Source organism: Actinokineospora sp. NPDC051303 (assembly GCF_055586285.1).
In genome coordinates this window covers 216,450-243,243 of sequence record NZ_JBVJIN010000005.1, presented here as the reverse complement: position 1 = coordinate 243,243, position 26,794 = coordinate 216,450, and the positions used below count along the sequence as shown (strand labels likewise).

General features: G+C 70.4%; 20 protein-coding genes. 12 read left to right on the top strand and 8 right to left on the bottom strand.

Going from position 1 to position 26,794, the window contains the following annotated elements; genetic code table 11:
• Window positions 1-774: 774 nt before the first annotated feature.
• Both ACZ6SD_RS06525 and ACZ6SD_RS06520 read left to right on the top strand, forming a co-directional pair.
• On the top strand, window positions 775-1,074 hold the full coding sequence (locus ACZ6SD_RS06525; RefSeq protein ID WP_465315884.1) for a hypothetical protein: 300 nt from the start codon (window positions 775-777) through the stop codon (window positions 1,072-1,074).
• Window positions 1,075-1,285: 211 nt separating this feature from the next.
• Complete coding sequence (locus tag ACZ6SD_RS06520; protein WP_465315883.1) at window positions 1,286-2,677, top strand: GGDEF domain-containing protein; 1,392 nt, start codon at window positions 1,286-1,288, stop codon at window positions 2,675-2,677.
• Here ACZ6SD_RS06520 and ACZ6SD_RS06515 read toward each other — a convergent pair.
• A complete protein-coding gene (locus tag ACZ6SD_RS06515) occupies window positions 2,674-3,255 on the bottom strand; it encodes a GNAT family N-acetyltransferase (protein ID WP_465315882.1) in 582 nt (193 codons plus the stop codon). The genes ACZ6SD_RS06520 and ACZ6SD_RS06515 overlap by 4 nt on opposite strands.
• A gap of 92 nt (window positions 3,256-3,347) precedes the next feature.
• Between ACZ6SD_RS06515 and ACZ6SD_RS06510 the strand changes: the two genes are divergently transcribed.
• Window positions 3,348-4,082, top strand: coding sequence for a Fic family protein (locus ACZ6SD_RS06510; RefSeq protein ID WP_465315881.1), 735 nt, complete (start codon window positions 3,348-3,350; stop codon window positions 4,080-4,082).
• Between the two features lie 46 nt (window positions 4,083-4,128).
• On the opposite strand, the gene murQ is transcribed toward ACZ6SD_RS06510, so the two are convergent.
• From murQ to ACZ6SD_RS06480, 6 genes are all read right to left on the bottom strand, one after another.
• Entirely contained in the window at window positions 4,129-5,055 is a 927-nt protein-coding gene (murQ, locus tag ACZ6SD_RS06505) for an N-acetylmuramic acid 6-phosphate etherase (protein WP_465315880.1), read from the bottom strand.
• A 43-nt stretch (window positions 5,056-5,098) separates the two neighbouring features.
• On the bottom strand, window positions 5,099-6,016 hold the full coding sequence (locus ACZ6SD_RS06500; RefSeq protein WP_465315897.1) for a MurR/RpiR family transcriptional regulator: 918 nt from the start codon (window positions 6,014-6,016) through the stop codon (window positions 5,099-5,101).
• A 167-nt stretch (window positions 6,017-6,183) separates the two neighbouring features.
• The gene (locus ACZ6SD_RS06495) at window positions 6,184-7,929 is read right to left on the bottom strand and encodes a serine hydrolase domain-containing protein (RefSeq protein ID WP_465315879.1); all 1,746 of its coding nucleotides are present in this window, start codon (window positions 7,927-7,929) and stop codon (window positions 6,184-6,186) included.
• A gap of 10 nt (window positions 7,930-7,939) precedes the next feature.
• Window positions 7,940-9,202 carry an exo-beta-N-acetylmuramidase NamZ family protein gene (locus tag ACZ6SD_RS06490; protein ID WP_465315878.1) on the bottom strand — a complete coding sequence of 421 codons (1,263 nt, stop codon included), beginning with the start codon at window positions 9,200-9,202 and terminating at the stop codon, window positions 7,940-7,942.
• A 4-nt stretch (window positions 9,203-9,206) separates the two neighbouring features.
• Window positions 9,207-11,048 carry a glycoside hydrolase family 3 protein gene (locus ACZ6SD_RS06485; RefSeq protein WP_465315877.1) on the bottom strand — a complete coding sequence of 614 codons (1,842 nt, stop codon included), beginning with the start codon at window positions 11,046-11,048 and terminating at the stop codon, window positions 9,207-9,209.
• Window positions 11,049-11,615: 567 nt separating this feature from the next.
• Entirely contained in the window at window positions 11,616-12,443 is an 828-nt protein-coding gene (locus ACZ6SD_RS06480; RefSeq protein ID WP_465315876.1) for an HAD-IB family hydrolase, read from the bottom strand.
• Between the two features lie 464 nt (window positions 12,444-12,907).
• Between ACZ6SD_RS06480 and ssd the strand changes: the two genes are divergently transcribed.
• From ssd to ACZ6SD_RS06440, 8 genes are all read left to right on the top strand, one after another.
• Complete coding sequence (ssd, locus tag ACZ6SD_RS06475) at window positions 12,908-14,275, top strand: septum site-determining protein Ssd (RefSeq protein ID WP_465315875.1); 1,368 nt, start codon at window positions 12,908-12,910, stop codon at window positions 14,273-14,275.
• Between the two features lie 116 nt (window positions 14,276-14,391).
• Window positions 14,392-15,552, top strand: a complete 1,161-nt coding sequence (locus ACZ6SD_RS06470) for a TadA family conjugal transfer-associated ATPase (RefSeq protein WP_465315874.1) — start codon at window positions 14,392-14,394, stop codon at window positions 15,550-15,552.
• A gap of 145 nt (window positions 15,553-15,697) precedes the next feature.
• The gene (locus ACZ6SD_RS06465) at window positions 15,698-16,498 is read left to right on the top strand and encodes a type II secretion system F family protein (protein ID WP_465315873.1); all 801 of its coding nucleotides are present in this window, start codon (window positions 15,698-15,700) and stop codon (window positions 16,496-16,498) included.
• A 1,186-nt stretch (window positions 16,499-17,684) separates the two neighbouring features.
• Window positions 17,685-18,380 (top strand): type II secretion system F family protein, encoded by a 696-nt coding sequence (locus ACZ6SD_RS06460; RefSeq protein WP_465315872.1) that lies wholly within the window; start codon window positions 17,685-17,687, stop codon window positions 18,378-18,380.
• 28 nt (window positions 18,381-18,408) lie between these two features.
• A complete protein-coding gene (locus tag ACZ6SD_RS06455; protein WP_465315871.1) occupies window positions 18,409-18,594 on the top strand; it encodes a DUF4244 domain-containing protein in 186 nt (61 codons plus the stop codon).
• A gap of 26 nt (window positions 18,595-18,620) precedes the next feature.
• Entirely contained in the window at window positions 18,621-18,941 is a 321-nt protein-coding gene (locus ACZ6SD_RS06450; RefSeq protein ID WP_465315870.1) for a TadE family type IV pilus minor pilin, read from the top strand.
• 233 nt (window positions 18,942-19,174) lie between these two features.
• Entirely contained in the window at window positions 19,175-19,624 is a 450-nt protein-coding gene (locus ACZ6SD_RS06445) for an Rv3654c family TadE-like protein (protein ID WP_465315869.1), read from the top strand.
• A 321-nt stretch (window positions 19,625-19,945) separates the two neighbouring features.
• Window positions 19,946-20,575, top strand: a complete 630-nt coding sequence (locus ACZ6SD_RS06440) for a bifunctional DNA primase/polymerase (protein ID WP_465315868.1) — start codon at window positions 19,946-19,948, stop codon at window positions 20,573-20,575.
• Between the two features lie 1,292 nt (window positions 20,576-21,867).
• Here the strand turns inward: ACZ6SD_RS06440 and ACZ6SD_RS06435 are convergent.
• Window positions 21,868-24,213: a DEAD/DEAH box helicase gene (locus ACZ6SD_RS06435; RefSeq protein ID WP_465315867.1), complete on the bottom strand. Its 2,346-nt coding sequence runs from the start codon at window positions 24,211-24,213 to the stop codon at window positions 21,868-21,870.
• A gap of 266 nt (window positions 24,214-24,479) precedes the next feature.
• On the opposite strand from ACZ6SD_RS06435, the gene ACZ6SD_RS06430 reads away from it, so the two are divergent.
• Window positions 24,480-26,780 carry a sodium-translocating pyrophosphatase gene (locus tag ACZ6SD_RS06430; protein WP_465315866.1) on the top strand — a complete coding sequence of 767 codons (2,301 nt, stop codon included), beginning with the start codon at window positions 24,480-24,482 and terminating at the stop codon, window positions 26,778-26,780.
• Window positions 26,781-26,794: the final 14 nt, after the last annotated feature.

Sequence of the window (26,794 nt, the reverse complement as noted above, 5' to 3'; positions counted from 1 at the left end):
GCCTCCCCATACACCGCACCCGACACATTCGCCCCCGCCACAAACCCCTCCGACGGCGCGAACACCCTCCGCTCAATCGACAAGTTGTCCAGCGTCGGGCTCTGACCGGACTGCTCGGTCATGGACGTGACCTCCTCGGTGCGTGTGCGGCTTCGGTGTCCTGCGCGGCGGTGTATCGCCAGAGCAATCTAGTGCTAACAGCCCGCGTTCGACAGACCGCCCACCCCCTGGTTCAGACCAATACGCCAGCCCGGAGATTCGCCCGATCGGGGGGCATCTGCTCCGTTCGGTTGCCCTCCACTCAATCGCCGGAAAGTAGCCTGGCAGAGACGTACCGTGGTCGACGGTGGGGCCAAGCTCGGAGCAGCCGACGCAAGTGGGGGATTGACGATGGGTGGTGTAGTTCGGGATTCACCGCTGTCCGGCTCCGCGCACGGCGTTAATGAGGCGCCGGTCACGTTGGTCGATTTTAAGAGCGTGACGACAGCGCTAACCGCGCGCGCTTTCCGGCCGAACGGTGATGGGCCGCACGGTTACCTGGCCAGCTGGCGGTTAACCGCGCAACGGGTAGCCGGTATGGCGGGCGGTGTCGCCGCGGTGGGGTTCCTCGGCGCCCGTCACACCGGCCTGCCCGCGCTGGCCAGGCCCCTGGGGGCTGTGTTGCGATTCGGAAGGTGCACCCGTACGGCGGCAGAAGTTGCCACGAACGCGGCGGCCGGACTACTCCATCCGGACCGCCGGTTGCCTACGGTTGCCACATCGTCACTGCTCGTTATGGCGGCGGCCGGCCCCGTGTCGTCGCTGGAACACCGGCCCGGCGCGTCGGTTCCGCTCGCCGCCCACCCGCCCGGCGCCGTTGCCGGGGCGCGTGTGTTTCGCCGGGTGAGTGGTTCCCGGCCCACGCTCATCCCGTTCTCGACTGGCCACCGCGAAATGATCTTCATCGGCCCGATCGCCGATTTCACTTCGCTGACCGTCGCGCGGGAAGGCGCGCTCGGGACCATAGGCTGCGTGGTAGCAGGCTTCGTCTGGCATCAGGGGAGGTCGGCGGTCCCGAAGGAGGCGGTGGCATGACGGAAGATCAGTACTCGCGGTTGCGCATCGCGGCTTCCTCCTCGGGAGTGCGGATTGCTGAAAAATCAACGACCGGCGTGAGCGCCCCGGCCATTCGGCTCAGTACTCGCGGTTCCGCACGGGGGTACCTCTCTCTCGGGTCCGGGGGGATCGGACTCGGCCACGGTTACCTGGAACATATTCAGTTTCCCCTTTGCCGTGAAGGGGGACAATGCCCAGTCTGACAAGTCCCCGACCCGGCCGCCTCGTGGGCGTGCCCCTCGGCGAGCGGCTGCGGTCGCTCGACCTGTTCATGCACACCACCCGCGCGGGCATCGGGTGGATCCTCGCCAGCGAGATCGCGATCTTCGTCTGGGCCTGTGTCGGAGTCCTGGCAGGCGGATTTCCCGACGCCTTGTCGCTTCGGCTGTTCGCATTGCTGACCGGTTTCGCGATCTTGCACATGGAAGCCACCCGGCCCGCGGAAGAACGCCGCCGCGCCGCCCACTTGGCGGGCGAGCATATCGACCACACCGGAGTGTGGACATGCGCGGGCGCGTTCGTGCTTCCGGTGCCACTGGTGGTCGCGCTGGTGTTGATCATCCGATTGCGCCGCTATTTCATCGCGCGTAAGCCTCCTGGCCGCTATTTGTTCACCACATTCGCCATTACGTCCTCAGCGCTGGCCGCCCAAGCGCTGGCCACCGCGACTCCGGTGCACGACTGGATTCGCGGCGCGCCGATCGCCGCGGACCAAGTGCTCGGCGCGGCCTTGGCCGTGGGCGGCGCCTTCGCGGCGTACTACGCGGCGCAGACGATCGTCATCGGCGTGGCGCGCGGCCTGCGCGGCGACTGGTCGTGGGTGTCGATCCTGGGCAACCGCAAGGAGAACGTCGACCTCGCCATCACCCTGTGCCTCGGCCTGATCGCGGCGTGGGGCGCGGGCGTCGCTTACGGACTGCTGCTTGCCGCGCTGTCGGTAGTCGTCGTCGGCTACACCCGGCACACGCAGCGCATCGAGCAGTTGGAGCAGGAACGCGACCGGTTGGAAGTCGACGCGCTGCACGACCCGCTGACCGGGCTGGCCAACCAGCGCGCGTTCAACCCAGCCGCGACGCTCGCCCTGGTCGCCGACCAGGCGCGGCGGCGGCCGACCGCGGTGATGATGTTCGACCTGGACCGGTTCAAACAGGTCAACTCCCGCCTCGGCCACCTGGGCGCGAACGAGGTTCTCAAAGCGCTCGCGGGGGTCTTGCGCGCCTGTGTCCGACGCGACGACCTGGTGTGCCGGTGGGGCGGCGAGGAGTTCTCGGTGCTGCTGCCCAGCACGACCCGCGCCGACGCGTGGACGATCGCCGAGCGCATCCGGGTCGCCGTCGAGTCCATGACCGTCGAGTTGACCAAGGCCGCGGGCGGTCGCACGGAACTCGCGGGCGACTTCACCATCTCCGGCGGCATCGCGCTGTCGCCCGAGCACGGCACCGATCTGGCGACCCTGCAAGAGCACGCCGATCAGGCGCTGGCGCAAGCCAAAGACGGCGGTCGCAACCAGGTCAGGCTCACTCCGCCCGCCGCGGTTTCCGCGAGCAGGACCGTGCGGGAGCGGACCTACGACCCGAGTTAGGCGCGCAGTTTCCCGAGGAGCCGGTCGCGCACGGCAGGCCACTCCGGCGCGGTTACCGAGTAGCAGACAGTGTCGCGAAGAGTCCCGTCTGGACGGATTCGGTGCGCGCGGAGCACGCCCTCTTGTCGCGCGCCAAGGCGTTCGATCGCCCGCCGCGACCGTTCGTTGCGGACATCGGTGTGCCACCCGACCCGCAGCGCGCCGAACTCGTCGAACGCGCGCGCCATGAGCAGCAGCTTCGACTCCGTGTTGAGCGCCGTCCGCTGCCACCGGGTGCCGATCCACGTGTGTCCGATCCAGACAGCGCGATGGCGTTGGTCCACGTCGTAGTAAGAGGTGGTTCCCGCGATCTCACCGTTCGCGTCGAACTGGACAAAGGGGAACCGGGCGGGGTCGGCGAGCGCGGCGGCCACCTGGGCGCGCATGTCGGCGAGGCCGCGTGGCCTGCCCGCGCTGAGCCACGTCCAGACGTCCGGGTCCTTGCCCGCTTCGTGCAGCCCGGCCACGTGCTCCTCGGCCAGCGGCTCCAGCCGGACGAACCGGCCCTCCATCGTTCCCAGCGGCTTCCACTCGCTCACCCCGACGACGGTAAACCGAAAGTGGCCTTGCGTTGAGGGCCACTACTGAGCAGTTCGAGAAGGCCACTTCGCTGCCGGGTACTGTCCGCGAGGTGACCGATCCGCTGGCCCCGCTGCTCGACCTCCCCGGCGTCGGCGACGCCGTGGCCACCGCCCGGGACTCGGTGGCCGAGGTCCACCGGCATCCCACCAACCGCCGCGGCTGGCCCGCCACCTCGGCGGAGGCCTCGGTTCGCGCCGCCCGCGCCTCAGCCGTCCTCGACGGCGGCGACCCGGAGATTCCCGAGGTCGGCGAGGTCTCCGACCCGGTCCTCGCGGGCGCGCTGCGGGTCGCAGAAGCCCTCGGCCCGCTGCTGCCGACCTGGGAGCGCGCGCCCATGCAGGCCCTGGCCAAGCTGCACGTCCTGGCCGCCGCGGACCTGACCGACGAGGATTCCCTGGGCAGGCCCCGCGCCGGAACGGATGTCACCAGCAGGCTCGACCTGCTCGCGAGCCTGGTCGCGGGCGGCACCAAGGCGCCCGGTCCGGTGATCGCCGCCGTCGTCCACGGCGAACTGCTGGCCCTGGCTCCCTTCGGCACCGCGGACGGCGTCGTGGCCCGCGCGGCGGCCCGGCTCACCCTCATCGGCACCGGTCTGGACCCCAAGGGCCTCGCGGTCCCCGAGGTTTCCTTCATGCGCCGCCAGGACCAGTACCGCACCGCCGCGGCGGCCTTCGCCTCCGGCGACCGTGACGGCGTGACGGCGTGGATCATCTTCTGCTGCGAGGCCATCGAAGCGGGCGCTCGGGAAGCCGCCAGCATCGCCGACGCCGCCACCGCCTCTTAACTCTCTTAGGCCAAGAGCCGCGTAGTGCTCTTAGGACAAGACATGCTTAGACGGCGTGCACGTTGAGCAGTCCGAGCGCGCGCCGCACGTGTCCGCTGGTCTCGGCGAGCGCCTTCGCCGCGGCCCGGGCGTCCACCCCGGACAGCAGGTGCACCATGGCCACCTTGAGGTCGCCGTGCGCGTCCATCAGCGCCGCGGCGCACTCCTGGTGCCCCAGGCCGGTCGCCTCGCGCAGGATGCGCAGGCTGCGGCCGCGCAGCTTCGCGTTGGTCGCGCGCATGCTGACCATCAGGTTCGAGTACGTGCGGCCCATCTTGACCATCACGGCTGTCGAGAACGCGGTAAGCACGATCTTCTGGGCCGTGCCCGCCTTCATCCGGGTCGACCCGGAGATCACCTCCGGCCCGGTGTCGAGCGCGATGAGCAGGTCGACCCCGGGCGCGCGCGCCGCGTCGGGGTTGTTCGACACCAGCGCGGTGGTCGCGCCGAGGTCGTGCGCCGCGGCCAGCGCCCCCAGGACGTACGGGGTGCGGCCGGAGGCGGTCAGGCCGAGCACGAAGTCCCCGGACCGGGCGTCACGGGTCAGTTCGGCCGCGCCCGCCAGCCGGTCGTCCTCCGCGCCCTCCGCCGCGTTGCGCAGCGCGGCCGCGCCGCCAGCGTGGTGCACGAGGAACCAGTCGTCGGGCACGTTGTAGGTCGGGGACAACTCGGCCGCGTCGAGCGTGGCGAGCCTGCCGGAGGTGCCCGCGCCGACGTAGTGCACGCGGTGGCCGGTCCGCAGTGCCTCGGTCGCCACGTCCACGGCCCGGCTGAGCTGCGGCAACACGGCGGCCACCGCGCCGGGGACCACCTGGTCCTCAGTGTTGATCACGCGCAGGATGTCCAGGGTGGACATCCGGTCGATCTCCGTGGTGCGCGGATTCCGCCCTTCGGTGGGGGAGTCCACGTGTGCTGACTGTTGTGGCACGGTCATCCGATGTTCCCCTCCCTGGAGTGGCGGAACCGCGCACCCCTGGTCACTTCCCGGTCTCCCGAGGCTTGCGCCTGCCGTCGTGCCTGGTCTCCAGCCGGTGCGGGCCGACCGCGTCGCGGGTGGAGTCCAGTGCCCGGATCGACTGGTCGAGGTGCTGCTGCGCGACGCCGATGAACAGGCAGTCGACCACCGTGAGCTGCGCGATCCGGCTCGCCGTCGCCCCCGAGCGGAACGTGGTCTCCCTGGCCGCCGTGGTGAGCACGTGGTCGGCGACCTCCGCGATCGGCGAGGTCGGGTAGTTCGTCAGCGCCACCGTGGTCGCGCCGTGCTCGCGGGCGACGCGCAGGGCCTCGACGGTGTCCGCCGTGGCGCCGGTGTGCGAGATGCCGACCGCGACATCGCCGGGGTTGAGCACCGCGGCCGAGGTCAGCATGATGTGCGTGTCGTTCCACGCGAAGCTCACCCGGCCGATGCGGTGCAGCTTCTGCTGCAGGTCGGCGGCCACGAACGCGCTGGCGCCGACCCCGTAGACGTCGACCCGGCCCGCGGTGGCCACCGCCTCGACCACCTTGCCGAGCACCTCGATGTCGACCTGCTCGGCGGTCTCCTCGACGGCGCGGGCGTCGGCGAAGGTGACCTTGCCGACCACGGTCTTGAGGTCGTCCTCCGGGGCGATCTCGCCGCCGAGGTCCCGGTCGGCCCTGGCTTCGGAGCGCGCGGTGTCCGCGGCAAGCGCGATGCGCAGCTCGGGGTAGCCCCCGACGCCGATCGCCTTGCAGAACCTGGTCACCGTGGTCTCACTGGTGCCCGCGGCCTCGGCCACCTCGGTGATGCTGCGGCGGGCGACGGTATGCGGGCTCTCCAGGACGACCTTGGCGACCCGCTGCTCCGCGCGGGCCAGGCCCGGCAGGAGCGAGCGAATGCGGACCAACGGGCTTGACTCGCTGTGTTCTGCTGTCATTTGACTCGCACTCACGTGGGAAACTTACTAACAGTTAAGGGGTAGTACAAGGTGGCGCATCACATCCGGCAGCAACGCTACCCAAATGTGTCCGCGACCGCCGTCGCCCCTGGTGGGGGCTTGCTCACCGAATCGTCGCCCGACCGCACATTGTTAGCGTCTGATCGTCAACGAGTTCTGACTTCCCACCCTTGTGGTCGTAGCAGGTGGGGTTCTTTCTCACCGCTGAGCAACAAATGGCTACCGTCTGTAACCGTGATTCCGTCGAGGTAGATCCCTCTTCCGGCGTAGCGACTATCTGTAGTTGATCTCCACCGCAACGTGATTCGTCCGCTTGCCGGTACCCAAGCGTTGATCTTCCACCAACCACGGTGGCCAAACCCCGACAACAGCGGCTGTTCGCCCGCCGGAGCGCCGGGGCCGTGCGCCCGAACGGGCACGGTTCGCCACGTCGAGCCGTCGGCGCTCGCCTCCAGGACAAGCGGGTCGGTCGCCTCGGTGTCGATGAAGGCGTCGAAGTCGACCCGCAGCGTGCCCGAGCCCGCCAGCGGCGGCGTGCCCAGCGTCGCCGTCGCCCCGTTGCCGAACCCGGCGTGCCAGGCGTCGCCGCCGTGCCGCGGCCGGACGGCCAGGGACCGCGCCAGCCCGGTCGCCAGCGTCTCGCGCGCCACGTTGACCGAACCCCACGACCGCGACGGGTGCACCCTGTTGGTCAACAGGATCGCGATAGACCGGGACGCCGGGTCGAGGACAAGAGAGGTGCCGGTAAACCCCGTGTGTCCCGCTGTCCGCGGGCCGGTTAGCGCGCCCATGTACCAGCGTTGAGACAGCTCGAACCCGAGACCGTGGTCGTTGCCCGGGAACTCGGTGTTGTAGTTCGTCAGCATCTCGCGCACGGTGTCCGGCCGCAGGATGCGCGCGCGCCCGTAACCGCCGCCGTTGAGGATCGCCTGCCCCAGCACCGCGAGGTCCGCCGCGGTGGAGAAGACCCCCGCGTGCCCGGCGACGCCGCCGAGCGACCAGGCGTTCTCGTCGTGCACCTGCCCGCGCACCATGCCGCGCGCGGGCACGGCCTGGTACTCCGTGGCCGCGATCCGGTCGAGCTTGCTCGCGGGCGGGTTGTAGCCGGTGTCGCCCATGCCCAACGGCTTGGTTATGCGCTCGGCGGTAAACGCGTCTAACGGCTGACCGCTTAGCCGCTCTACCAGCACTCCGAGAGTGATCAGGTTGAGATCGGAGTAGACGTACTTCGTCCCCGGCGTGCTCACCGGGGCCCGGTCCATCACGGCCTTGACCCGCGCGGGCCGGTCCGGCCAGTCCCGCCATAGCGGGATGAACGGCTCCAGACCCGAGGTGTGGGTCAGCAGCTGCTCGACGGTGATGGCCGCTTTGCCGTTCACCCCGAACTCCGGCAGGTAGGCGGCCACCCGCTCCTCGACCCGGACCAGCCCGTCCTCGACCAGGCACATCACCGCCAGCGAGGTGAACAGCTTGCTGACCGACGCCAGGTCGAAGATCGTGTCCGCCCGCATCGGCGTCTGCTGGTCCTCGGGCAGTTCGGCCCCCGCCGCGTCCGCGTAGCGCACGGCCTGCCCCGCGACGCCCCGGTGGACCACCACGCCATCGTGCGCGAGCAGGCTGACCGCGCCCGCGAACAACGGCCTGCCCGTGGCCGGATCCGGCCGCGTCCACCGCGTGATCGCCTCGTCGGCGGCCTGGATCGGCGCGGCGTCCAGCCCCACGGACTCCGGGGCGCCGGGGCGCAGCACCGTCGTCGGCGGGGCGAACCCGACCCTCGGCCGGTCGAACCGACCTGAGGCGGACCCGTCTACCTGGGCCACGGCTACCGCGCTTCCCGCCACCGACACCGCGACGGCCAAGAGCGCGGCGGACAGTCGGACTCTCCTGGCCATCGTCCCCACCTCACCGGTACAGCAGATACGGCTGCCGCCGCCCGCGGAAGTCGCCCAGCTCCTGGGCCCACGCCCCGACCACCTCGGCCACACCGGCGCCCGCGTCCACCATGCGGCGCAGCCGGGCGGAGCCGGAGAGCTTGTCGATGAACAGGTCCGACCGCCAGCCGAACACCGCCGGATGCGTCCGCCGGACCGAGACGATCATCGCTACGGCCGTGCGGATCGCCTCGAACCGGCGCTCGTCGGTGATGTGCGCCTGCACCCCGCCGCAGGCCACACCCGCGAACTTCCCGAACGTCGGCACGACGTAGTGCTCCCGGAACCGCACGCCCGGCAGGCCGAGCCCGTTCAGCTCCTCGGCCCAGCGCCAGTCGACGCCGGGAGCGGCGACGATCTCGAACGGCCGCGTTGTGCCCCGCCCCTCCGAGAGGACTGTTCCCTCGAACAGGCACGTGCCGGGGTAAGCGAGTGCGGTCTGCGCTGTCGGCATGTTCGGGCTCGGCAGCACCCAGTGCAGACCGGTCTCGCTGAACAGCGCGTCGCGCCGCCAGCCGCGGACCTGGATCACCTCCAAGCTCGGCAAGCGCTTGCCCCCGGTGTCGGCGGGCAGGAACTCGGCGTCGAACAGCCTGGCCAGCTCGCCGACGGTCATGCCGTGCTGCTGCGCTATCGCCTTCCGCCCCACCCCGGACGCGTAAGCCGGGTCCAGCGTGGGGCCGAACGCCTCGCCGCCGACCGGGTTCGGCCGGTCCAGCACGACGAACGCCGCCCCGGTCAGGACGGCAGCGTGCATGGCCGTGTACATGGTCCAGATGTAGGTGTAAAACCGCGCGCCGACGTCGGCGATGTCGAACACCACCGTGTTCACGCCCGCCTTGGCCAGTTGCCCGGCCAGCTTCTCCGCTGTCGCGCCGTAGGCGTCATAGACCGGGAGTCGGGTGCGCGGGTCGAGGTAGTCGCCCTCGGAGCCGCCTGCCTGGGCCGTGCCCCGGAAGCCGTGTTCGGGCCCGAACACCGCGACCGGCGCCACCCCGGCCGCCACCATCGAGTCCACGATGTGCGTGCCGTCGCGCAGCACCCCGGTCGGGTTGGACACCACGCCCACCCTGCGGCCTGCCAGAACCTGCCAGCCCTGGCCAGCGAGCACGTCCGCCCCCGGCGTCACCGAACTTCGCCGTGTATCCGGCTGGGCGGCCACGGGAACCGCGGCCGCGGTGGTCAGCAGTGGGGCAGCCAGCGCCGACGCGGTGAGGAACCGTCTCCTGTCCATCGCTCTACCAGGTCAGGCCGTGGTCGAACGGGTACTGGATGGTGCTCGGGTCACTGCCCAGCGGCACGTCGACCGGCAGCTTGCCCTGGGGCGCGATCTCACCGAAGAGGACCTTGGTGAGCGATTCCAGCGAGACCGCCCGCCAGGAGTACGTGGCCACCCAGGTCGGCGCGTCCACGAATCCCGCGTCGTAGGGCACTTGGGCGGCGACCGCGACTACCGGTTTGCCGGTCTCCAGCAACCTGGTCAGCAGGGTCCGTTGGGCGGTGTTGGCGGAGAGGTTGTTGGTAAGCAGCACGACAAGATCCGTGTCCTGGGCTGCGGTCACCGCCTGCGCGATAGTCGCCTCGGTGGGCTTCAGGCCGGTCGGTAGCGCTGTCACGGTCGAACCGCGAGCCGTGATGCTTGCCGCGAGCGCGTTAGGCGAGTTGGCCTGCGTGACCGTGTCGCCAACCCCCGCGACCAGCACCTTCCCGGGGGTGGACGCCAACGGCAGGATGTTCGCGTCGTTGCGGAGGACGGTCACCGTGTGGTCGGTGAGGTTCTGGATCGCCTCTTTGTGCGCGGCCGTGCCGACTCGCGCGGGCACCGCTCGCTCATCGACGTACGGCCGCGTGAGGATGCCGCGCTTCCACTTCAACGCCAGGATTCGCCGGACGCTCTCATCTATCCGCTGCTCGGTAAGCCTGCCCGCGCGCACGGCCGCGAGGACCGACTCCTTCGCCAGGTTCAGGTCGGGCGGCATCAGCAGCTGGTCGACCCCCGCCTCCAGCGCCAGCACGGGGACCTCGGCGTCGCCGAACATCTCCCGCACACCCTGCATGCCCAGCGAGTCGGTCACGATCACGCCCTGGTAGCCGAGCTCCTCGCGCAGCAGCCCGGTCATGATCGGTTTGGAGACCGTGGCCGGAACGCCGGACGGGTCGAGGCTGGGGAACTGGATGTGCGCGGTCATGATCGAGTCGATGCCCGCGTCGATCGCCGCGGCGAACGGCGGCAGGTCTATGGCGCGCCACTGTTCGGCGGTGCGTGTGATCGCGGGCAGGCCGGTGTGGCTGTCGGTAGCCGCGTCACCGTGGCCCGGGAAGTGCTTCGCCGACGACGAGACAGTCTCGGTAGGCCTACCGCTTGCCTGGTAACCGCGCACCTCGGCGGCGACCAAGGAACTGACCAGGTCGGGCCGCGCGGAGAACGAGCGGGCGGCGATCACCGGGTTCAGCGGGTTGGAGTTCACGTCGGCGACCGGCGCGAAGTTCTGGTTGACGCCCATCGCGCGCAACTCGCGGCCGCTGATCGTGGCCAGCGTGCGGGCGTCGGTGGCGCTGCGGCTCGCGCCGACGGCCATGCTGCTCGGGTACTCGGTGGCGGGCGCCTCCACCCGGGTGACGTTGCCGCCCTCCTGGTCGATCGAGATCACCAGCGGCAGGTGCGGCGCCACGGCCTTGGCCGCGCGCTGCAACCCGTTGGAGAACGCGGCGAGCTGCGCGGGACTGTCCACATTGTCGGTGCCGCTGTTGTTGAAGTAGATCGCGCCGCCGACCTGGTAGCGCTGGATCACCTGGGCCGGGGTGTCGACGCCGTAGCGGAGGCGGTTGGTGGGGTGGGCCTTGTCGGCGGACTTGCCCCACACGGTGGCCACGAACAACTGGCCGACCTTCTGCTCAAGGGGCATCTCGCGCAGGACGCTCTCGGTCCAGGCCCGCAGAGCGGCGTCGACGCTGGGCGGCGCGGGCGCCGTGGCTTCCGGCCGGGCGAGAGCGGGCAGGGCCAGCGCGGCGATCGCCACGGTGGCGATGGTAGCCACCGTGACGGTCAACGTGCGGTGGATGGAGTGGAGAGCGGGCACCACGGCCTCCCTCGTTGACCAGGTGGGTTCTTCACCGAAAATCAGTGTCACTAGGGAAGTTACCCACGTCACTCTGCGCGGTCAACGCGGCCGGTCGGGGCTGTGGACAACCGCTGTGGACAAGTCCCGGACATGGATTGGGCGGTTCCGCTCCGAAGAGCTGAACCGCCCAAAACCATCGGCGCGAGTCACTCGGGTTACCAAGCGTGCAACTTGAGTCGTACCTACCTGGCCTCGGCGTCCGGCGTCCCGGTACGCAGTCCCTTGACGACAAGCCTCCCGCGGCGCGCTGCGCGTGGGTGCCCGGTGCTTCGCGCACGGAGTTCGCTCGGGGTGAACTGGAGCTTCTCTTCGCTCCGTCCCTGGCCGACTCGAAGTCCGCACCTCCTTTCTACTCAGTGATGAAGGTCACTTCAAGGGCACGTTCGGGTGCACCGTTCAAGTCCTCGGATGGGGGCGGTCGCGACGAGTAGTGAGCGTCCGGCGCGGCCGGTTACGCGAACCGGCCGGATCCCGGCACCACCCGTCAGGGCTACGCGCTCTTCCTTATGGGGTAAGAAGTCCCGGTCACTTACGGCGCTTGCGGTGCAGCCCGTACCAAGCCGCCCCCGCCGTCGCCACCGCGCCCAACCCGATGGCGGTGACCGCGACGGTGGTCCCGGACGGCGCGTTGAACCGCGACCGCAGCGACACCGGCTTGGAAAAGGTCAGCACCGGCCAGTCCCGCTCGGCCGCGAGCTTGCGCAGACTCTTGTCCGGGTTCACCACGGACGGCCTGCCCACGGCCTCCAGCATCGGCAGATCGGTGCTTGAGTCGGAGTAAGCGTGACTCGCCGTGAGGTCGTAGCCGTGCTGGTCGGCCAGTTCGCGGATCGCGACCGCCTTGTTCACCCCATAGCAGTAAAAGTCGATTTCACCCGTGTAGCGGCCCTCGACGGACACCATCCGGGTGCCGACGCTGCGCGTGGCGCCGATCATCTCCGCGATCGGGGCCACGATCTCCTCGCCGGACGCGGAGATGACCACCACGTCGTGCCCGTCGGCCTTGTGCTCGGCCACCAGCTCGGCGGCCTCGGCGTAGACCAGCGGGTCAACGATGTCGTGCAGGGTCTCCTCGACGATCGAGCGAACCTGCCCGACGTCCCATCCCGCGCAGAGCGAGGTCAGGTGCGCGCGCATCCGCTCCACCTGGTCGGCGTCGGCGCCGGAGGAGGCGAAGACGAACTGGGCGTAGGCGCTCTTGAGCACGCCACGCCGGTTGATCAGCCCGCTCTGGAAGAACGGCCTGCTGAACGCCAGCGTGCTGGACTTGGCGATGACCGTCTTGTCCAAGTCGAAGAAGGCCGCGACCCGACCGGGAGCGGCCGGGTCGATGGGTCTGCCAGAGTCGGTCACTCGGCCAGCATAGGAGCGTCGAGTGGACCGTATGGCGCAGGGCGGCGGCCGACGTACGGAGCACGGTAGAACTCGGCAGGGGTGTCTTCAGCTGTATGTAGCCAAGTAACCGCTCGGAGGGGATACAGTATCCATACCCGGCCTCGCGCCGGGACGGTTCAGTCCGACCCCCCGGGACTGAACCTCTGACGACCCCCGCCCCTCCCCCCTGGCGGGGGTCGTCCCTTTCCCGGGAAAGCGCAGCCCCCTCCAGCTTGCACCAGGGCACCGACAATCTCCGCGCCCCACCCGCGATCTGACCCCAAGTTGTCCACAATCGCCGGATTCATCCACAGTCTGACCAGCGCTCTTTCGGCGGCCCGCCCACCGGCAGATCCTGATCACAGCACCACTCGCTGCGATCCGAAGGAGCCCGCCCGCCATGCCCCGCCCGCTGATCTGCGTCCACGACGACGCCCTGCTCGATGACGTGCTCCGCCTCGCGGCCGCCGCGGGAGCCGAGGTCCACCGCGCCGCCGACGCGACCGAAATCCGCGCCCAACTGGCACGACGCCCCCTTGATCCTGCTCGACGCCCAGGCCGCCGCGGCCTGTCAGGCGGCGGCCCTGCCCCGCCGCGACTCGGTGGTCCTGGCCACCGCGGGCCCACCTCCGCCCGCCCTGTGGGAACGCGCCGTCGCCCTCGGCGCGGAACACGTTGTGGCCCTGCCCGACGCGGAAACCTGGTTGATCGGCGCCCTGGCCGACGCCACCGAAGCCCCCGCCACCACCACCGGCAACGTCCTCGCCGTCATCGGCGGCCGCGGCGGCGCGGGCGCGTCGATCTTCGCCGCGGCTGTGGCCCTGACCGCGCTGGACCTGGGCCACAACGCCCTGCTGGTCGACTGCGATCCCCTCAGCGGCGGCCTGGACCTTGTTCTCGGCGCGGAAGACCACCCCGGCCTCCGCTGGCCAGATCTGCGACTCAAGGCGGGCCGCGTCCCTATCTCCAGCCTCCACGCGTCCCTCCCGGGCCGCACCAAGGCCGCCACCCGCCTAACCCTGCTCTCCACCTCCCGCGACGGCGAAGGCCCAACCCCCGAGGCCGTCGCCGCCATCCTCGACGCGGGCAAACGAGCAGGCGAAACCGTCGTCTGCGACCTCCCCCGCACTCCCGACCCGGCCACCCGGGCCGCCCTGGACCGCGCCGACCTCACCGTCATCGTCGTCCCCGCCGAACTCCGAGCCGCCGCGGCCACGAAACGCGTGGCCACCCACCTCACCACCCGAGGCATCCGCACCGCCCTGGTGGTGCGCGGCCCTTCCCCGGCCCGCCTGCGCCCCCAGGACATCGCCGCCGCCGTAGGGCTCCCACTCGTGGCCACCCTCCGCTCCGACCCGTCCCTGGCCCAGGCCCTCGACCACGGCGCCTTCCACCTCCGCCCCCGCAGCCCCCTGACCCGCGCCGCCCGCACCGTCCTCCGCGCCTTGGCCCACCCCACCCTCCCCGAACCCGCACCGCCTGCTCGCCCACCCGCTCTTTCGCCTGCCCACTCCGCACCTCGACCTGCGCCGCCCGCTTCCCCGGACCCACAGCAGGCACTTCGACCCGCGCTGGCCGAGCTTCCACGCGCTGAGCAGGCGCCTCCGCCCGATTCGCTGCCCGCGCGATCCGCGTCTTCGCTCGGGCTGTTCGGTTCCCTGGTTCACCGGTCGACGCCCCCGCGCCCGTTGCTGCCCGCGCAGCGTGCTTCTTCACCTGCGCGGTCTGTTTTTTCGCATACCCGGCTAGCACTCGGGTCTGTGCGACTCAAATCCTCGCCCGCGCGGCCTGCTGCCCCCTGTCCTGGATGACAGCACGGTCTTCACATTCCGCATGACCGCGCCAGAGCCACCGCGCATCACTATCCCAATAGGACGTTCCTGGCTCGCAGACCACCCGCACATCCCTCTCATCCAAGGAGAGTCCAATGACAGCTGACTTGGTCGAGCGCGTCCGCAAGCGCCTCGCCGGTGGTGACGGTGAGATCACCGCCGCTCTTGTCGCCAATGCGGTTCGGGACGAGGCCGGTGGCGTCGTGGGTCACGCTGACGTGCTGTCCGCGCTGACGCTGCTGCGTCAGGAGTTCGTCGGCGCCGGTCCGCTCGATCCATTGCTTCGCGATCCCGGGACCACCGACGTGCTCGTGACCGCTCCAGACCAGGTTTGGGTCGACGGTGAGCGCGGGCTCAGCCGCACCGGCATCCGCTTCCCCGACGAGGACGCGGTGCGCCGCCTCGCCGCGCGCCTGGCCATGTCCGGTGGGCGACGGCTGGACGACGCCCAGCCCTATGTGGACGGTTGGCTGCCCGGCACGTCATCCGGCCGCGTCCGCTTGCACGCCGTTCTGCCGCCGCTGGTGGAGAACACATGCCTGTCCCTGCGGGTGCTGCGCCCGGCCGCCCATGGTCTGGACGACCTCCGCGCGCTGGAGACCTTCGATGACCGCGTCCACGACCTGCTGTCCGCGATCGTCAACGCCCGCTTGGCTTTCCTGGTCTCGGGAGGAACGGGTTCAGGCAAGACAACCCTCCTGGCCGCGTTGCTTGGCCAGGTCCCGCCCACCGAGCGCATCGTCTGCGTCGAGGACGCGGGCGAACTGCAACCCGACCATCCGCAGTTCGTGCGCCTGGTGGCCCGGCCGCCCAACATCGAGGGCGCGGGCGAGGTCACCCTGCGCGACCTGGTTCGCCAGGGGTTGCGGATGCGCCCTGACCGCATCGTGGTGGGTGAGGTCCGCGGCGCGGAGGTGTGCGAGCTGCTGTCGTCCCTCAACACCGGCCACGACGGTGGCGCGGGCACCGTCCACGCCAACTCGCCCGCGGAGGTCCCGGCGCGTCTGGAGGCACTGGCGGCCCTGGGCGGACTGGAGCGGGACGCGCTGCGGAGCCAGCTCGCCGCCGCCATCCACATTGTCCTGCACATGCGGCGCACGCCAACAGGTTCCCGCCGTCTTCACCAGGTAGCCGTGCTGACTGGCACGTCCAAGGACCTGGCGATAACCCCCGCCTGGATCGACGGCGAGTGGACCCCTGCCCAAACCGTCCTGTCCGACCTCATCCGAAGCCGAGGTGTCGAACCCCCATGTTGATTCCCTTCCTTCTCGCCGTCGCGGTGATCGCCCTCGTCCGGAAGGCATCGGCCCCAGGCGGTAAGCCACGACACCGAGCGAGCCCGGGCAGACACCGGCAGATCCACCACGCCACTCGCGCCGCTCGCAAGCGAGGTGTCCGGCCATGGTGACGCTGCTTGTTCTCGCCGCCGCACTGGTGGCCTGGCCCCAGGGAACCGCCGCCCGGCGGCTGCGCGTGCTGGGGAACGGCGGGCGACGCCGCATCCGGCCGCGCCTGCGGCCGCACACGGTCCTGGTGATCGTGGCCGCCGCGGTGCCGGGCTGGTTCACGCTCGGAATCGGCGGCGCTCTCGCCGCCGCGCTGGCGGCCGTCACCGCGTGGCGCCGCAGGCAATCCAGGCGCGAGCTACGGGACACCTTCACCGCGGTCGACGGACTCGTAGAGGCCCTGCGGTCCCTGGTCGCGGAATTGGCCGCGGGCGCCCACCCCGCCGACGCCGCCGAGCGCGCGGCGGCCGACGCCGACCCAGCGGCGGCCCGTGTCCTGCGCGCCGCGGCAGGCGCCGTTCGGCTGGGCGGTGACGTCGCCGCCACACTCAGCCGCGGCGGGCGGGCCCCAGCGCTGGCCGACGCCGCGCATCAATTGGGCCGGGCCTGGCAGTTGGCTGCGCGACACGGCCTTCCGCTGGCCGACGTCCTCGATGCCGTCGCCCACGACCTCGACCAGCGCTCCCGGTTCAGCCGCCGGGTCCTCGCCCGCATGGCAGGCCCCCGCGCCAGCGCCACGGTCCTGGCCGGTCTGCCGGCGCTCGGAATCCTGCTCGGCGAAGCCATGGGCGCGCACCCCCTGGCAGTGCTGTCCGACGGCATGGCAGGCCAGGCCCTATTGGTTCTTGGCGTCGCCCTCATCTGCGCGGGCCTAGCCTGGGCCGCCCGCCTGACCGGCCAAGCGGTGCTCCGATGACCCCACCCCGAACCGCCCGCCCGCCCAGCCACGATCGCGACGCGCCCCGCGCCCCCACTGCCCGCGAAAGCCGAACGGAGAGCCAAACCACCACCACAATCCTCGGCCTCCTGCGGCCCGGAAGCTCACTGACGGCCACCGCCAGCCGGGAGAGTGGCCAGTGCTCCCGCTGGAAGCTGGCCCTCCGGCAACCGCTCGACCATGCCCGACTCGCTCGGAAACCGGCAAAGCCTCCTGTCCGGGAACGTCTGCCGAGAGAACCAGACAACGCACCTGGCCATCAACGTTCAGCGGCCACGTTCGCACCGCTCGGGCATGCCCGACTCACAGGGAAAGTGAACGCCCTTGGCGGGGAGAGTCTGCTGGGAGGACCGGGCGCTTCACTTAGTGACCGGCGTGCTGTTGCCATGCCCGGGTATGCCGGACTGGCCTGGAAACTGGCGAAGGCTCCTGGCCATGGCAGCTCACCGGGAGGGGCAGACAGTCCACCTGATGATCGGTGTGCTGTGGTCGGGCTCGTATCGCTTGGGTGTGCCCGGCTTGCGTGGTTGCTGGCGAACGTTCCTGGCGGGGGGAGTCTGCTGGGAGGACTAGGCGTTCCACTTGGTGACCGGCGTGTTGTTGTCATGTTCGGGTGTGCCGGGCGTGCTTGGAAGCTGGCGAAGCCTCCTAGCCGGGGGAGTTCTCCACCTGGTGATCGGTGTGCTGTGGTCGCGCTCGTACCGCTTGGGCGTGCCCGGCTTGCGTGGTTACTGGCGGGCGTTCCCGGTGGGGAGAGTCTGCCGGGAGGACCGGGCGTTTCACTTGGTGACTGGCGTGCTGTTGTCATGCTCGGGCACGCCGGGCTTGCCAGAAAACTGGCGAAGGCTCCTGGCCAAAGGGGTTCGCTGGGACGAGCAGGCATTCCACTTGGTGGTGGGAGTGCCGTGGTCGGGCTTGTATCGCTTGGGTGTGCCGGGTCTGCTTGGTTGCTGGCGGGTGTTCCTGGCGGGGGGAGTCCGCTGGGAGGAGCAGGTGCTCCACTTGGTGGTGGGTGTGCAGTGGTTGCGCTCGTGCGGCCTCGGGGTGCTCGACTCGGTTGGCTGCTGGCGAAGGCGCCTGGTGGGGAGAGGCTGCCGAGAGAACCAGGCACTCCGCCCGGTGACTGGCGTCCGGCGGTCACGCGGGTGCGGCGGGCGGTGCTGCGATGACGGTGTCCCTGCTCTTGACCGCACTGGCGTTGGTGATCGGGTTTCCGCACCCTCGTGGACCGACTCGCCTGGCCAACCTGGTTGAGGTCGTGCCCACCACACGTCGTCGGGTTCGTTGTGCGCCGGTGTTGATCGCGTTGGCCGTCGCGGCGGTGGTCGGGGTTCTCGGGGGTGTTGTGGCCGGGGTGATGGTCGGTGGCGGGGCCTGGTGGGTGGCCACCAAAGGGGTTCGGCCTCGGCGGCCTGCGGTCGATCACCTGGGGCTCGCCGCGAGTTGGGATCTGCTCGCCGCCTGCTTGCAGTCCGGGATGCCGGTTCCGGACGCGATTCGGGCCGTGGCGGGTGATCTGCCCGACCGGGCAGGCGCGGCTCTGCGCGACACGGCTGACCTGTTGGCTCTAGGCAGCGATCCGGTGCAGGCGTGGAGTGTCGCACTGGACTGTCCTGAGACGGCTGGTCTCGCGCGTGGCGCCCGGCGGACCGCGCGCTCCGGGGCCGCGTTAGCCGGGGTGGCCAGGTCCCTGGCGGCAGGGGTGCGCGAGCGCGCCGAGGACGCCGCCGAGGTCAGGGCTCAGCGGGCCGCGGTGGTGATCGCCGGGCCGCTGGGGCTCTGTTTCCTGCCCGCCTTCCTCTGCTTGGGCGTCTTGCCGGTCGTCATCGGCATGGCGACCCGGATGGCCAGCCAATTTTGATCAATGACTACGAAATCCGGAGGCTCACATGTTCATCCACTCCAAGATCCACGACTTGGCCGACCGCGACGACGGTATGAGTACCGTCGAATACGCCCTCTGCACGATCGCCGCTGCCGCCTTTGCCGCGCTTCTGTACGCCATCGTGAACAGTCCAGCGGTAATGAACGCGCTTACGGCGCTTATTGAACGCGCGCTCTCCTCGGGTTCGTGATGCGGCCGCCACGTGATCGTGGGGCCGTGACCGTCGAGGCCGCCGTCGCGATCGGCGTGCTTGCCCTGGTGATCGCGATGGGAATCGCGGGCGTGGGGGCCGTGGCCGACCAGATCCGATGTGTCGACGCGGCGCGGGAAGCCGCTCGGCTCGCGGCGCGCGGCGAGTCGGAGCGCGGGCGGGCCGCGGCGGTGGCGATCGCGCCACGCGGTGCGGCCGTCGACATCCAGATGGCGGGAGACACCGTGTCGGTCGTGGTGCGTGCCGAGCCAGTCGGCGGGCTCTTACCCGGCATCGAGGTAAGCGCCGACGCCTACGCGGTGGCCGAACCCGGAGTCGTGCCTTGACCGGGAAGACCAGCACGGCGGTTGGAACAGCGACCAATACGGCAACCGGCATGGCGGTTGGAACAGCGACCAATACGGCAACCGGCATGGCGGTTGGAACAGCGACCAATACGGCAACCGGCATGGCGGTTGGGACGGCGGCCAATACGGCGATTGGGACGGCGGTCAGCGCGGCGGTTGGGACGGCGGCCGGCACAGCGATCAGCGCGGCGGTTGGGACGACGTTCAATACGGTGACCAGCACGGCAACCGGCGCGGCGGTTGGGACGGTGACCGATACGGCGACCAGTTCGACGGCTAGGACGACCGGGACCACCGGCGATAGTGGATTCGCCACGGTGTGGACCGCGGTCGCGATGGCCGCGTTGGTGGTCGTCGCTGGCCTGGTGATGGCGTTGGGCTCGGCGGTGGTGGCCAGGCACCGGGCGGAGAGCGCCGCCGACCTAGCGGCGCTCTCCGCCGCCGCGCACGCGTTGGCGGGCGAGGCGCACGCCTGCGGCCGGGCGCGGTGGGTGGCCGAGCGCATGCGCGTCGACCTCATCGCCTGCGCGCTCACGGGATGGGAAGTCACCGTGGCGGTCACCGGTCGTCCGCTGGTCACGGTGGCCGGTCTCGGCGTCGTACGGGCGACGGCACGCGCGGGGCCGGTCGTGGACGGTCCAGCGGTCGGCGTCGCACGGTGAACGGCATCACGCCTGCCGATCACCGCGACCGGGGGAATCGGTGGTCACGCTCTGTGGAACCGCCCGTTTCCGCAGGTAGTTACCCATGATTGGGGTTTGGAAAGGAGGTTTTGCGGCCGGTCGGAGTTGGCTTGGCGGGTACGGCGGTAGCCGGCGGTGACCGGTTCGTGTGGATTCGCCCCGCCGTCCAGTAGACCCGTCACTTGTCTCGCGGAATCGACCAGTTGTCGACAGCAAGTTACGAAGGACCGGGCTCATGCCGTTAAGTCTGTTGTAGGCCGCCGAACCCGGCGCCCGCTCAGCGAGGAGGCATTACCCGAGATGTTGGAAACCGAAAGGTCGGATAGCTGGCGACGAGCGTTCCGCGTCGAGCTTCGGGCCGAGGCGATCGGCCTCGCGTACCGCGGTTGGCCGGTTCTGCCTGGCACCTATCCGGCGGGCGCCCAGTGGGCAGGCCGCGACGGCATCGAGGACACCGGACCGGTTCCCGTGCACCAGGATTGGCGCGAGCGCGTCGGCACCAAGGCCGAGCAGGTCGCCACGTGGTGGACCGGTCGCCCCTACAGCCTGCTCCTCGCGACGGGCGCCGGGTACGACGCGATCGAGGTGGACGACGACCTCGGCCGCCGCACCGCCCGGGTGCTGCGCTCGGTCGGCATCCCCGTGCCGATCATCGCGACCCCGGACAGCCGCTGGCTTTTCCTTGTCCACTCGGGAACCCCGCTCGCCGCCGACCTCGCGGGCAACGCTGACGTCACCCTGCACGGCGAAGGCGGCTGGATCATCCTGCCGCCCAGCCCGTTCGGCCACGGCGTCGTGCACTGGCGGGTCAAGCCCGAGGTGTGCGGCTGGCACATTCCGCACTCCCACACCGTCCAGGACGCGATCCTCGACGCGGTGGAAACACCCGCGACCGACGAGCTGGTCAGCCAGCTGGTCGCTGCGGACTAACTGAAAATCCACTGTGGACGGCCGAGCCCGACGGGTCCGGCCACCACACAACCCGCCCGTCCCCGCGGCGCCGACACCGACCTCCCGCCCGAGAGGTGTCGCCCGCGAGGACAGGCAGCCAGCCGAGCATCGCTGGAGGCGTCGGTCTCCCGCAACCGCTCACGGACAGGGACAGCGGCCCGGCCGCAGTCGACGATTCCCGCCCCGGGATGACCACCCTGCCGACATCGGCCGCCTCCCCGGTGTCGACCAGCAGGTCGAGGTACTCCCCGTCGACTGGTCCCGGCAAGTCTCCGTGACGGCACAGCGGTAGCAGACCACGCCGCGAAAGCTCGGCGGCCAGCAGCGCGCCGGGATGCGCGCCGGCACTCCACCGGCGCCCCCGGCGCGCTGCCACATACGCACCCCTTGCCCCGCGCGGCTGGACGAGTGAATCACCGTCAGCGCACGGCTGGAGGAGAGTCGCCGACGCACCGGGGTTGGAAGAGTGAGTCGCTGGTGCACCGGGGTTGGAGGAGAGAGTCGCTGGTGCACCGGGGTTGGAGGAGAGAGTCGCTGGTGCACCGGGGTTGGAGGAGAGAGTCGCTGGTGCACCGGGGTTGAAGGGGAGAGTCGCTGGTGCACCGGGGTTGAAGGAGTGAGTCGCTGGCGCAGCGGAGTTGGAGGAGTGAGTCACCGACGCGGCGCGCTTGGACGAGTAAGTGACCGACTCAGCACGACGTTGACGCCACCGCGTTTGTGCCCGGCCCACCCACCCGCGGAGGCAGCCCGCCAGGAATCGGCCAACACCGCCAACCGTCTTGGCCAATGTGCGGGGTGGGGTTGCGGGCGGCATTGGTGTTCCACCGGGGTCGGGGCATGGCGCCGCGTTGTCGAACACCTTGGTGTTGAACCAGCCCGGGGTGAAGAACCCGAGCACCCGGCCCAACGCTGCCACCGAAGTCGGGAAATCCGCCACCGACAACCGGCCCGCCCACCGGTCCTCAGCGGCCGCGGCTCACCCATCGGGTCCAGCCCCGGGTCGACGCTGGAACGGGTCGAGATCGAACGTCAACTCGGCGGCGAATCACTGACCGGGCCTGTGGCCAGATTGCGGTGACAGCCAAGGGAAAGCGCCGGGCAGGAACCGCAGCGGGCGCGCCGCGAAGTGGACACCGAGCAGGGGCTGAGCCAGCGTGGTTCGGCGTCGGTCAGCTTGGCCGGTGTCCAAGACGGACGGCTCGTCTGGAGAAGTGGATCTCTGCCGGAGTGCGTTGAGATCCATGTGCCGTGGCGGCTCGACGTGGCGAGTGTCAGGTTCGCAGGGTGTTCAGGACCGTGGTCAGGACCGCCACCGCGCCCACCTTGTCCAGTGGGTCGTTTCCGTTGCCGCACTTGGGGGACTGCACACACGAGGGGCAGCCCGCCGGGCACTCGCAGGCGGCGATCGCGCGGCGGGTGGCGCGCAGCCAGGGGACCAGGGCCGCGTGGCCGCGGTCGGCGAAGCCCGCGCCGCCGGGGTGGCCGTCGTGGACGAACACGGTGGGGTGGCCGGTGTCGGGGTGGTTCGCGGTGGACACGCCGCCGATGTCCCAGCGGTCGCAGGTGGCGAACAGCGGCAGCAGGCCGATCGCGGCGTGCTCGGCGGCGTGCAGGGCGCCGGGGAGGGCGGCGGGGTCCAAGCCCGCGCGGTCGAGGCCGCGGCCGGTCAGCAGGGTCTCGGTGACGGTGTACCAGACCGCGCGGGTGCGGAGCGTCTGTTCGGGGAGGTCCAGCGGGATCTGGTCCAGCACCTCGCCCGAGGGCAGGCGGCGCAGGTAGCCGACGACCTGGGACGTCACCGCCACCTCGCCGAGGCAGACCGTCACCTCGCCGCCGCCGCGCGCCGGGTAGGTCTCTGCGGAAACCGTGTCCAGGATGGCGATGTCCACGACTTCGCGCGGTGTGGTCGTCCAGTCGGGAGTTTCGGCGTGCACCAAGGCCAGCCCGGAATCCAGGTCCAGCTCATCCACCACATAGGACTGTCCTTGGTGCAGGTACAGCGCGCCTTGGTGCACGGTCGCGCACGCGTTGCCCGGGTTCACCGTGCCGAGCATCCGCCCGGAGTCGGCCTCGACCACCGCGATCTGGTCGCCGCCCGAGCCGCGGATGTCGACGGCGCTGTGCGGGCGGTCGCGGGAGGTCCAGTACCACCCGGTGGGGCGTTTGCGCAGGACGCCTTCCGCCACCAAGTCCGCTATGACGGCGCTGGCTGTCTCACCGAAAGCCGGTAGGCAGTCCGGGGTCAACGGCAACTCGGCGGCGGCGCAGGCCAGTTGCGGCGCCAGGACATACGGGTTGCCGGGGTCGGTGACCGTGGCCTCGATCGGCTTGTCCAGCACCGCCGACGGGTTGTGCACCAGGTAGGTGTCCAACGGGTCGTCACGGGCGACGAAGACCACCAGCGCGCCGTCGCCCGCCCGGCCCGCGCGGCCCGCCTGCTGCCAGAACGACGCCAGCGTCCCCGGGAACCCGGCGACGACCACGGCGTCCAGGCCCGCGATGTCCACGCCCAACTCCAGCGCGTTGGTGCTGGCCACGCCGAGCAGGTCCCCCGCGGCCAGCGCGTTTTCCAGCGCCCGCCGCTCCTCTGGCAGGAAGCCCGCCCGGTACGCGGCGACCCGGTCGACCAGGTCGCCGTCGACCTCGGCCAGGATCCGCTTCGCGCCCATCGCGGTCAGTTCCGCGCCGCGGCGGGAGCGGACGAACGCCAAGGTCCGTGCGCCCTCGATCACCAGGTCGGCCAGGATGCGGGCTGTCTCAGCGCCCGCTGAGCGACGGACCGGCGCGCCGTTCTCGCCCGCGAGGTCGGCCAGCAGCGGCGGCTCCCACAGGGCGATCGTGCGCGCGCCGCGCGGGGAGGCGTCCTCGGTGACCGCCGCACAGTCCACTCCGGACAGTCGGGACGCGGAGGCGGCCGGGTCGGACACCGTGGCCGAGGCCAGCACGAACACCGGGTCGGACCCGTAGCGCCGGGCGACGCGCCGCAGCCTGCGCAGCAGCAGCGCGACGTGGGAGCCGAACACCCCGCGGTAGGAGTGGCACTCGTCGACCACGACATACCGCAGTTTGCGGAAGAAGGTGGTCCACCGCTCGTGCGCGGGCAGCACGCCGCGGTGGAGCATGTCCGGGTTGGTGAACACCCAGCGGGCGTGCGCGCGCACCCAGTCGCGCTCGGCGAGCGGTGTGTCGCCGTCGAAGCTCGCGGCGCGCAGGTCGGGCAGGTCCAGCGCACGCACGGCGCGCAGTTGGTCGGCGCCGAGCGCTTTGGTGGGGGACAGGTAAAGCGCGGTGGCCCGACTGTCCTCAGTCAACGCGGTGATTACCGGAAGCTGGTAAGCCAGCGACTTTCCGGACGCGGTGCCGGTCGCGATCACCACGCTGCGGCCAGCGACCGCGTGCTCGGCGGCCTCGATCTGGTGCGCCCAGGGCTCGGGAATGCCGCACCGGGCGTACGCCGCGCGGACCGGGGGCGGTGTCCAAGCGGGCCAGGGCACGGTTTTCGCGGCCCGCTCGGGCAGTTCGGCGACGTGCGTCAGCGGGTTCTCACCGGAGGGCACCCCGGCCAGCACCCGCCCGAGCAGCAGGCCGCCGCGCTCGGTCGCCGCCTCCACACTCACCTGTCGAGCTTCGCACACCCCACCGACCTTCTTGCCGGGTCGGCGGTCGCACCAGAGATGATCATGAGACGTTGGTCACAGTCTGCCCGCTCTGTGTCACGTACCGTGCACGGTAAGGGACAGCTCGCGTATGTGAATCGCCTTACCAATAGACTCCGCCGACATCCCACCGATTGTGGTGGCGGACACGTGAAAACGGGGTCGGTGGACGTCGTGTGGTACTGGCGGATGTCGGCGCTGTAACAGGCAGATCATCAGGAGGACGGATGTCCGGGCAGTTCCTCGCGGCGGATCTGACGCTCACCGGCGGCGACCGCGGTGTCGTCGTCGTGGTCGCCGTGATCGCCCTCGCGGCTCTCGCCGTCGGCTATGTCTTGCTCAAAGAGGTTCTGGCCTCCGGCCAAGGCACTCTCAAGATGCAGGAGATAGCCAAAGCGGTCCAAGAGGGCGCGGCGGCGTACCTCAAACGGCAGCGAAACACGCTTCTCATCTTCGGCACAGCCGTGTTCCTGCTGCTGTTCCTGCTACCCGCCGACAGTGCCGGTGAACGGATAGGACGGTCACTGTTCTTCCTGGTGGGGGCGGTCTTCTCGTTCTCCATCGGCTACCTCGGCATGTGGCTGGCGACGCAGGCCAACCTGCGCGTCGCCGCCGCGGCCAACGAGGCGGGCGGCCGGGAGAAGGCGACCAAGATCGCGTTCCGCACCGGCGGCGTGGTCGGCATGGCGACGGTCGGCCTCGGCCTGTTCGGCGCGTCGGTCGTCGTGCTCGTCTACACCGGAACGGCGCCCAAGGTGCTGGAGGGCTTCGGCTTCGGCGCGGCGCTGATCGCGATGTTCATGCGGGTCGGCGGCGGCATCTTCACCAAGGCCGCCGACGTCGGCGCCGACCTGGTCGGCAAGGTCGAGCAGGGCATCCCCGAGGACGACCCGCGCAACGCCGCGACCATCGCCGACAACGTGGGCGACAACGTCGGCGACTGCGCGGGCATGGCGGCGGACCTGTTCGAGTCCTACGCGGTCACCCTGGTCGCCGCGCTGATCCTGGGCAGCACCGCGTTCGGCGCGTCCGGCCTGCTGTTCCCGCTGATCGTCCCGGCGATCGGCGTGCTCACCGCGATGCTCGGCGTCTACATCACCCGGGCCAGGACCGGCGAAAGCGGCCTGACCGCGATCAACCGCTCGTTCTACATCTCCGCGCTCGTCTCGGCGGTGCTGTGCACGGCGGCGGCGTTCATCTTCCTGCCGAACTCGTTCTCCGACCTCGGCGCGGCGGAGACCCAGAACATCGCAGGCAGCCCGGCGCTGATCGCGGCCGTCGCGGTGATCATCGGCATCGTCCTCGCGGGCGCGATCCTCTGGCTTACCGGCTACTACACCGGCACCGACCACAAACCGACCAAGGACGTCGGTAAGACCTCTCTTACCGGCGCCGCGACAGTCATCTTGTCCGGCATCTCGGTTGGCTTCGAGTCCGCCGTCTACACCGCCCTGGTTATCGGCGCCGCGGTCTACGGCGCTTTCCTGCTCTCCGGCTCGATTCTGGTGGCCCTCTTCGCGATCGCGCTCGCGGGCTGCGGCCTGCTGACCACCGTCGGCGTCATCGTCGCGATGGACACCTTCGGCCCGGTCTCGGACAACGCCCAAGGCATCGCGGAGATGTCCGGGGACGTGCACGGCGAGGGCGCGCAGATCCTCACCGAACTCGACGCGGTCGGCAACACCACCAAGGCCATCACCAAGGGCATCGCGATCGCCACCGCGGTGCTTGCCGCGACGGCGTTGTTCGGCTCTTACCAGGACGCGATCAGCAAGGCGCTGGCGAAGGTCGGGTCGAGCATCGGCGAGGTGCCGAGCAGCGCGTTCTCCTTCATCGTGTTCAGCCCGAACGTGCTGGTCGGCATCGGCATCGGCGCGGCCGTCGTGTTCATGTTCTCCGGTCTGGCGATCAACGCCGTGACCCGGGCGGCGGGCGCGATCGTGTTCGAGGTGCGCCGCCAGTTCCGCGACATCCCCGGGATCATGGAGGGCACCACCAAGCCGGAGTACGGCAAGGTCGTGGACATCTGCACCCGTGACTCGCTGCGCGAGCTGGCCACCCCCGGCCTGCTCGCGGTGCTCGCCCCGATCGCGGTCGGCTTCGGCCTCGGCGTCGGCCCGCTCGCCGGGTACCTCGGCGGCGCCATCGCCACCGGCACGCTCATGGCGGTGTTCCTGGCCAACTCCGGTGGCGCGTGGGACAACGCGAAGAAGATCGTGGAGGACGGCAACCACGGCGGCAAGGGCTCCGAGGCGCACGCCGCCACCGTCATCGGCGACACCGTGGGCGACCCGTTCAAGGACACCGCTGGCCCGGCGATCAACCCGCTGATCAAGGTCATGAACCTGGTCTCGCTGTTGATCGCGCCCGCCATCGTCACCTTCTCCGTCGGCTCGGAGGCCTCGACGGGGCTGCGCGTCACCATCGCGCTGGTGGCGGTCGTGCTGATCGTCGCGGCGATCGTGGTGTCCAAGCGGCGCGGCACGGCGATCGCCGACACGCCTGCGGAAACCACCGCGAGCGTGTAGATCACTCTGTCGAA

Bases quoted from the DNA above. Each gene is read 5' to 3' on its own strand.
- ACZ6SD_RS06525 (WP_465315884.1), top strand. From the start codon at position 775: ATGGCGGCGGCCGGCCCCGTGTCGTCGCTGGAACACCGGCCCGGCGCG.
- ACZ6SD_RS06520 (WP_465315883.1), top strand. From the start codon at position 1,286: ATGCCCAGTCTGACAAGTCCCCGACCCGGCCGCCTCGTGGGCGTGCCC.
- murQ (WP_465315880.1), bottom strand. From the start codon at position 5,055: ATGACCGTGCCACAACAGTCAGCACACGTGGACTCCCCCACCGAAGGG.
- ACZ6SD_RS06500 (WP_465315897.1), bottom strand. From the start codon at position 6,016: ATGACAGCAGAACACAGCGAGTCAAGCCCGTTGGTCCGCATTCGCTCG.
- ACZ6SD_RS06495 (WP_465315879.1), bottom strand. From the start codon at position 7,929: ATGGCCAGGAGAGTCCGACTGTCCGCCGCGCTCTTGGCCGTCGCGGTG.
- ACZ6SD_RS06490 (WP_465315878.1), bottom strand. From the start codon at position 9,202: ATGGACAGGAGACGGTTCCTCACCGCGTCGGCGCTGGCTGCCCCACTG.
- ssd (WP_465315875.1), top strand. From the start codon at position 12,908: ATGACGTGCTCCGCCTCGCGGCCGCCGCGGGAGCCGAGGTCCACCGCG.
- ACZ6SD_RS06470 (WP_465315874.1), top strand. From the start codon at position 14,392: ATGACAGCTGACTTGGTCGAGCGCGTCCGCAAGCGCCTCGCCGGTGGT.
- ACZ6SD_RS06465 (WP_465315873.1), top strand. From the start codon at position 15,698: ATGGTGACGCTGCTTGTTCTCGCCGCCGCACTGGTGGCCTGGCCCCAG.
- ACZ6SD_RS06460 (WP_465315872.1), top strand. From the start codon at position 17,685: ATGACGGTGTCCCTGCTCTTGACCGCACTGGCGTTGGTGATCGGGTTT.
- ACZ6SD_RS06455 (WP_465315871.1), top strand. From the start codon at position 18,409: ATGTTCATCCACTCCAAGATCCACGACTTGGCCGACCGCGACGACGGT.
- ACZ6SD_RS06440 (WP_465315868.1), top strand. From the start codon at position 19,946: ATGTTGGAAACCGAAAGGTCGGATAGCTGGCGACGAGCGTTCCGCGTC.
- ACZ6SD_RS06430 (WP_465315866.1), top strand. From the start codon at position 24,480: ATGTCCGGGCAGTTCCTCGCGGCGGATCTGACGCTCACCGGCGGCGAC.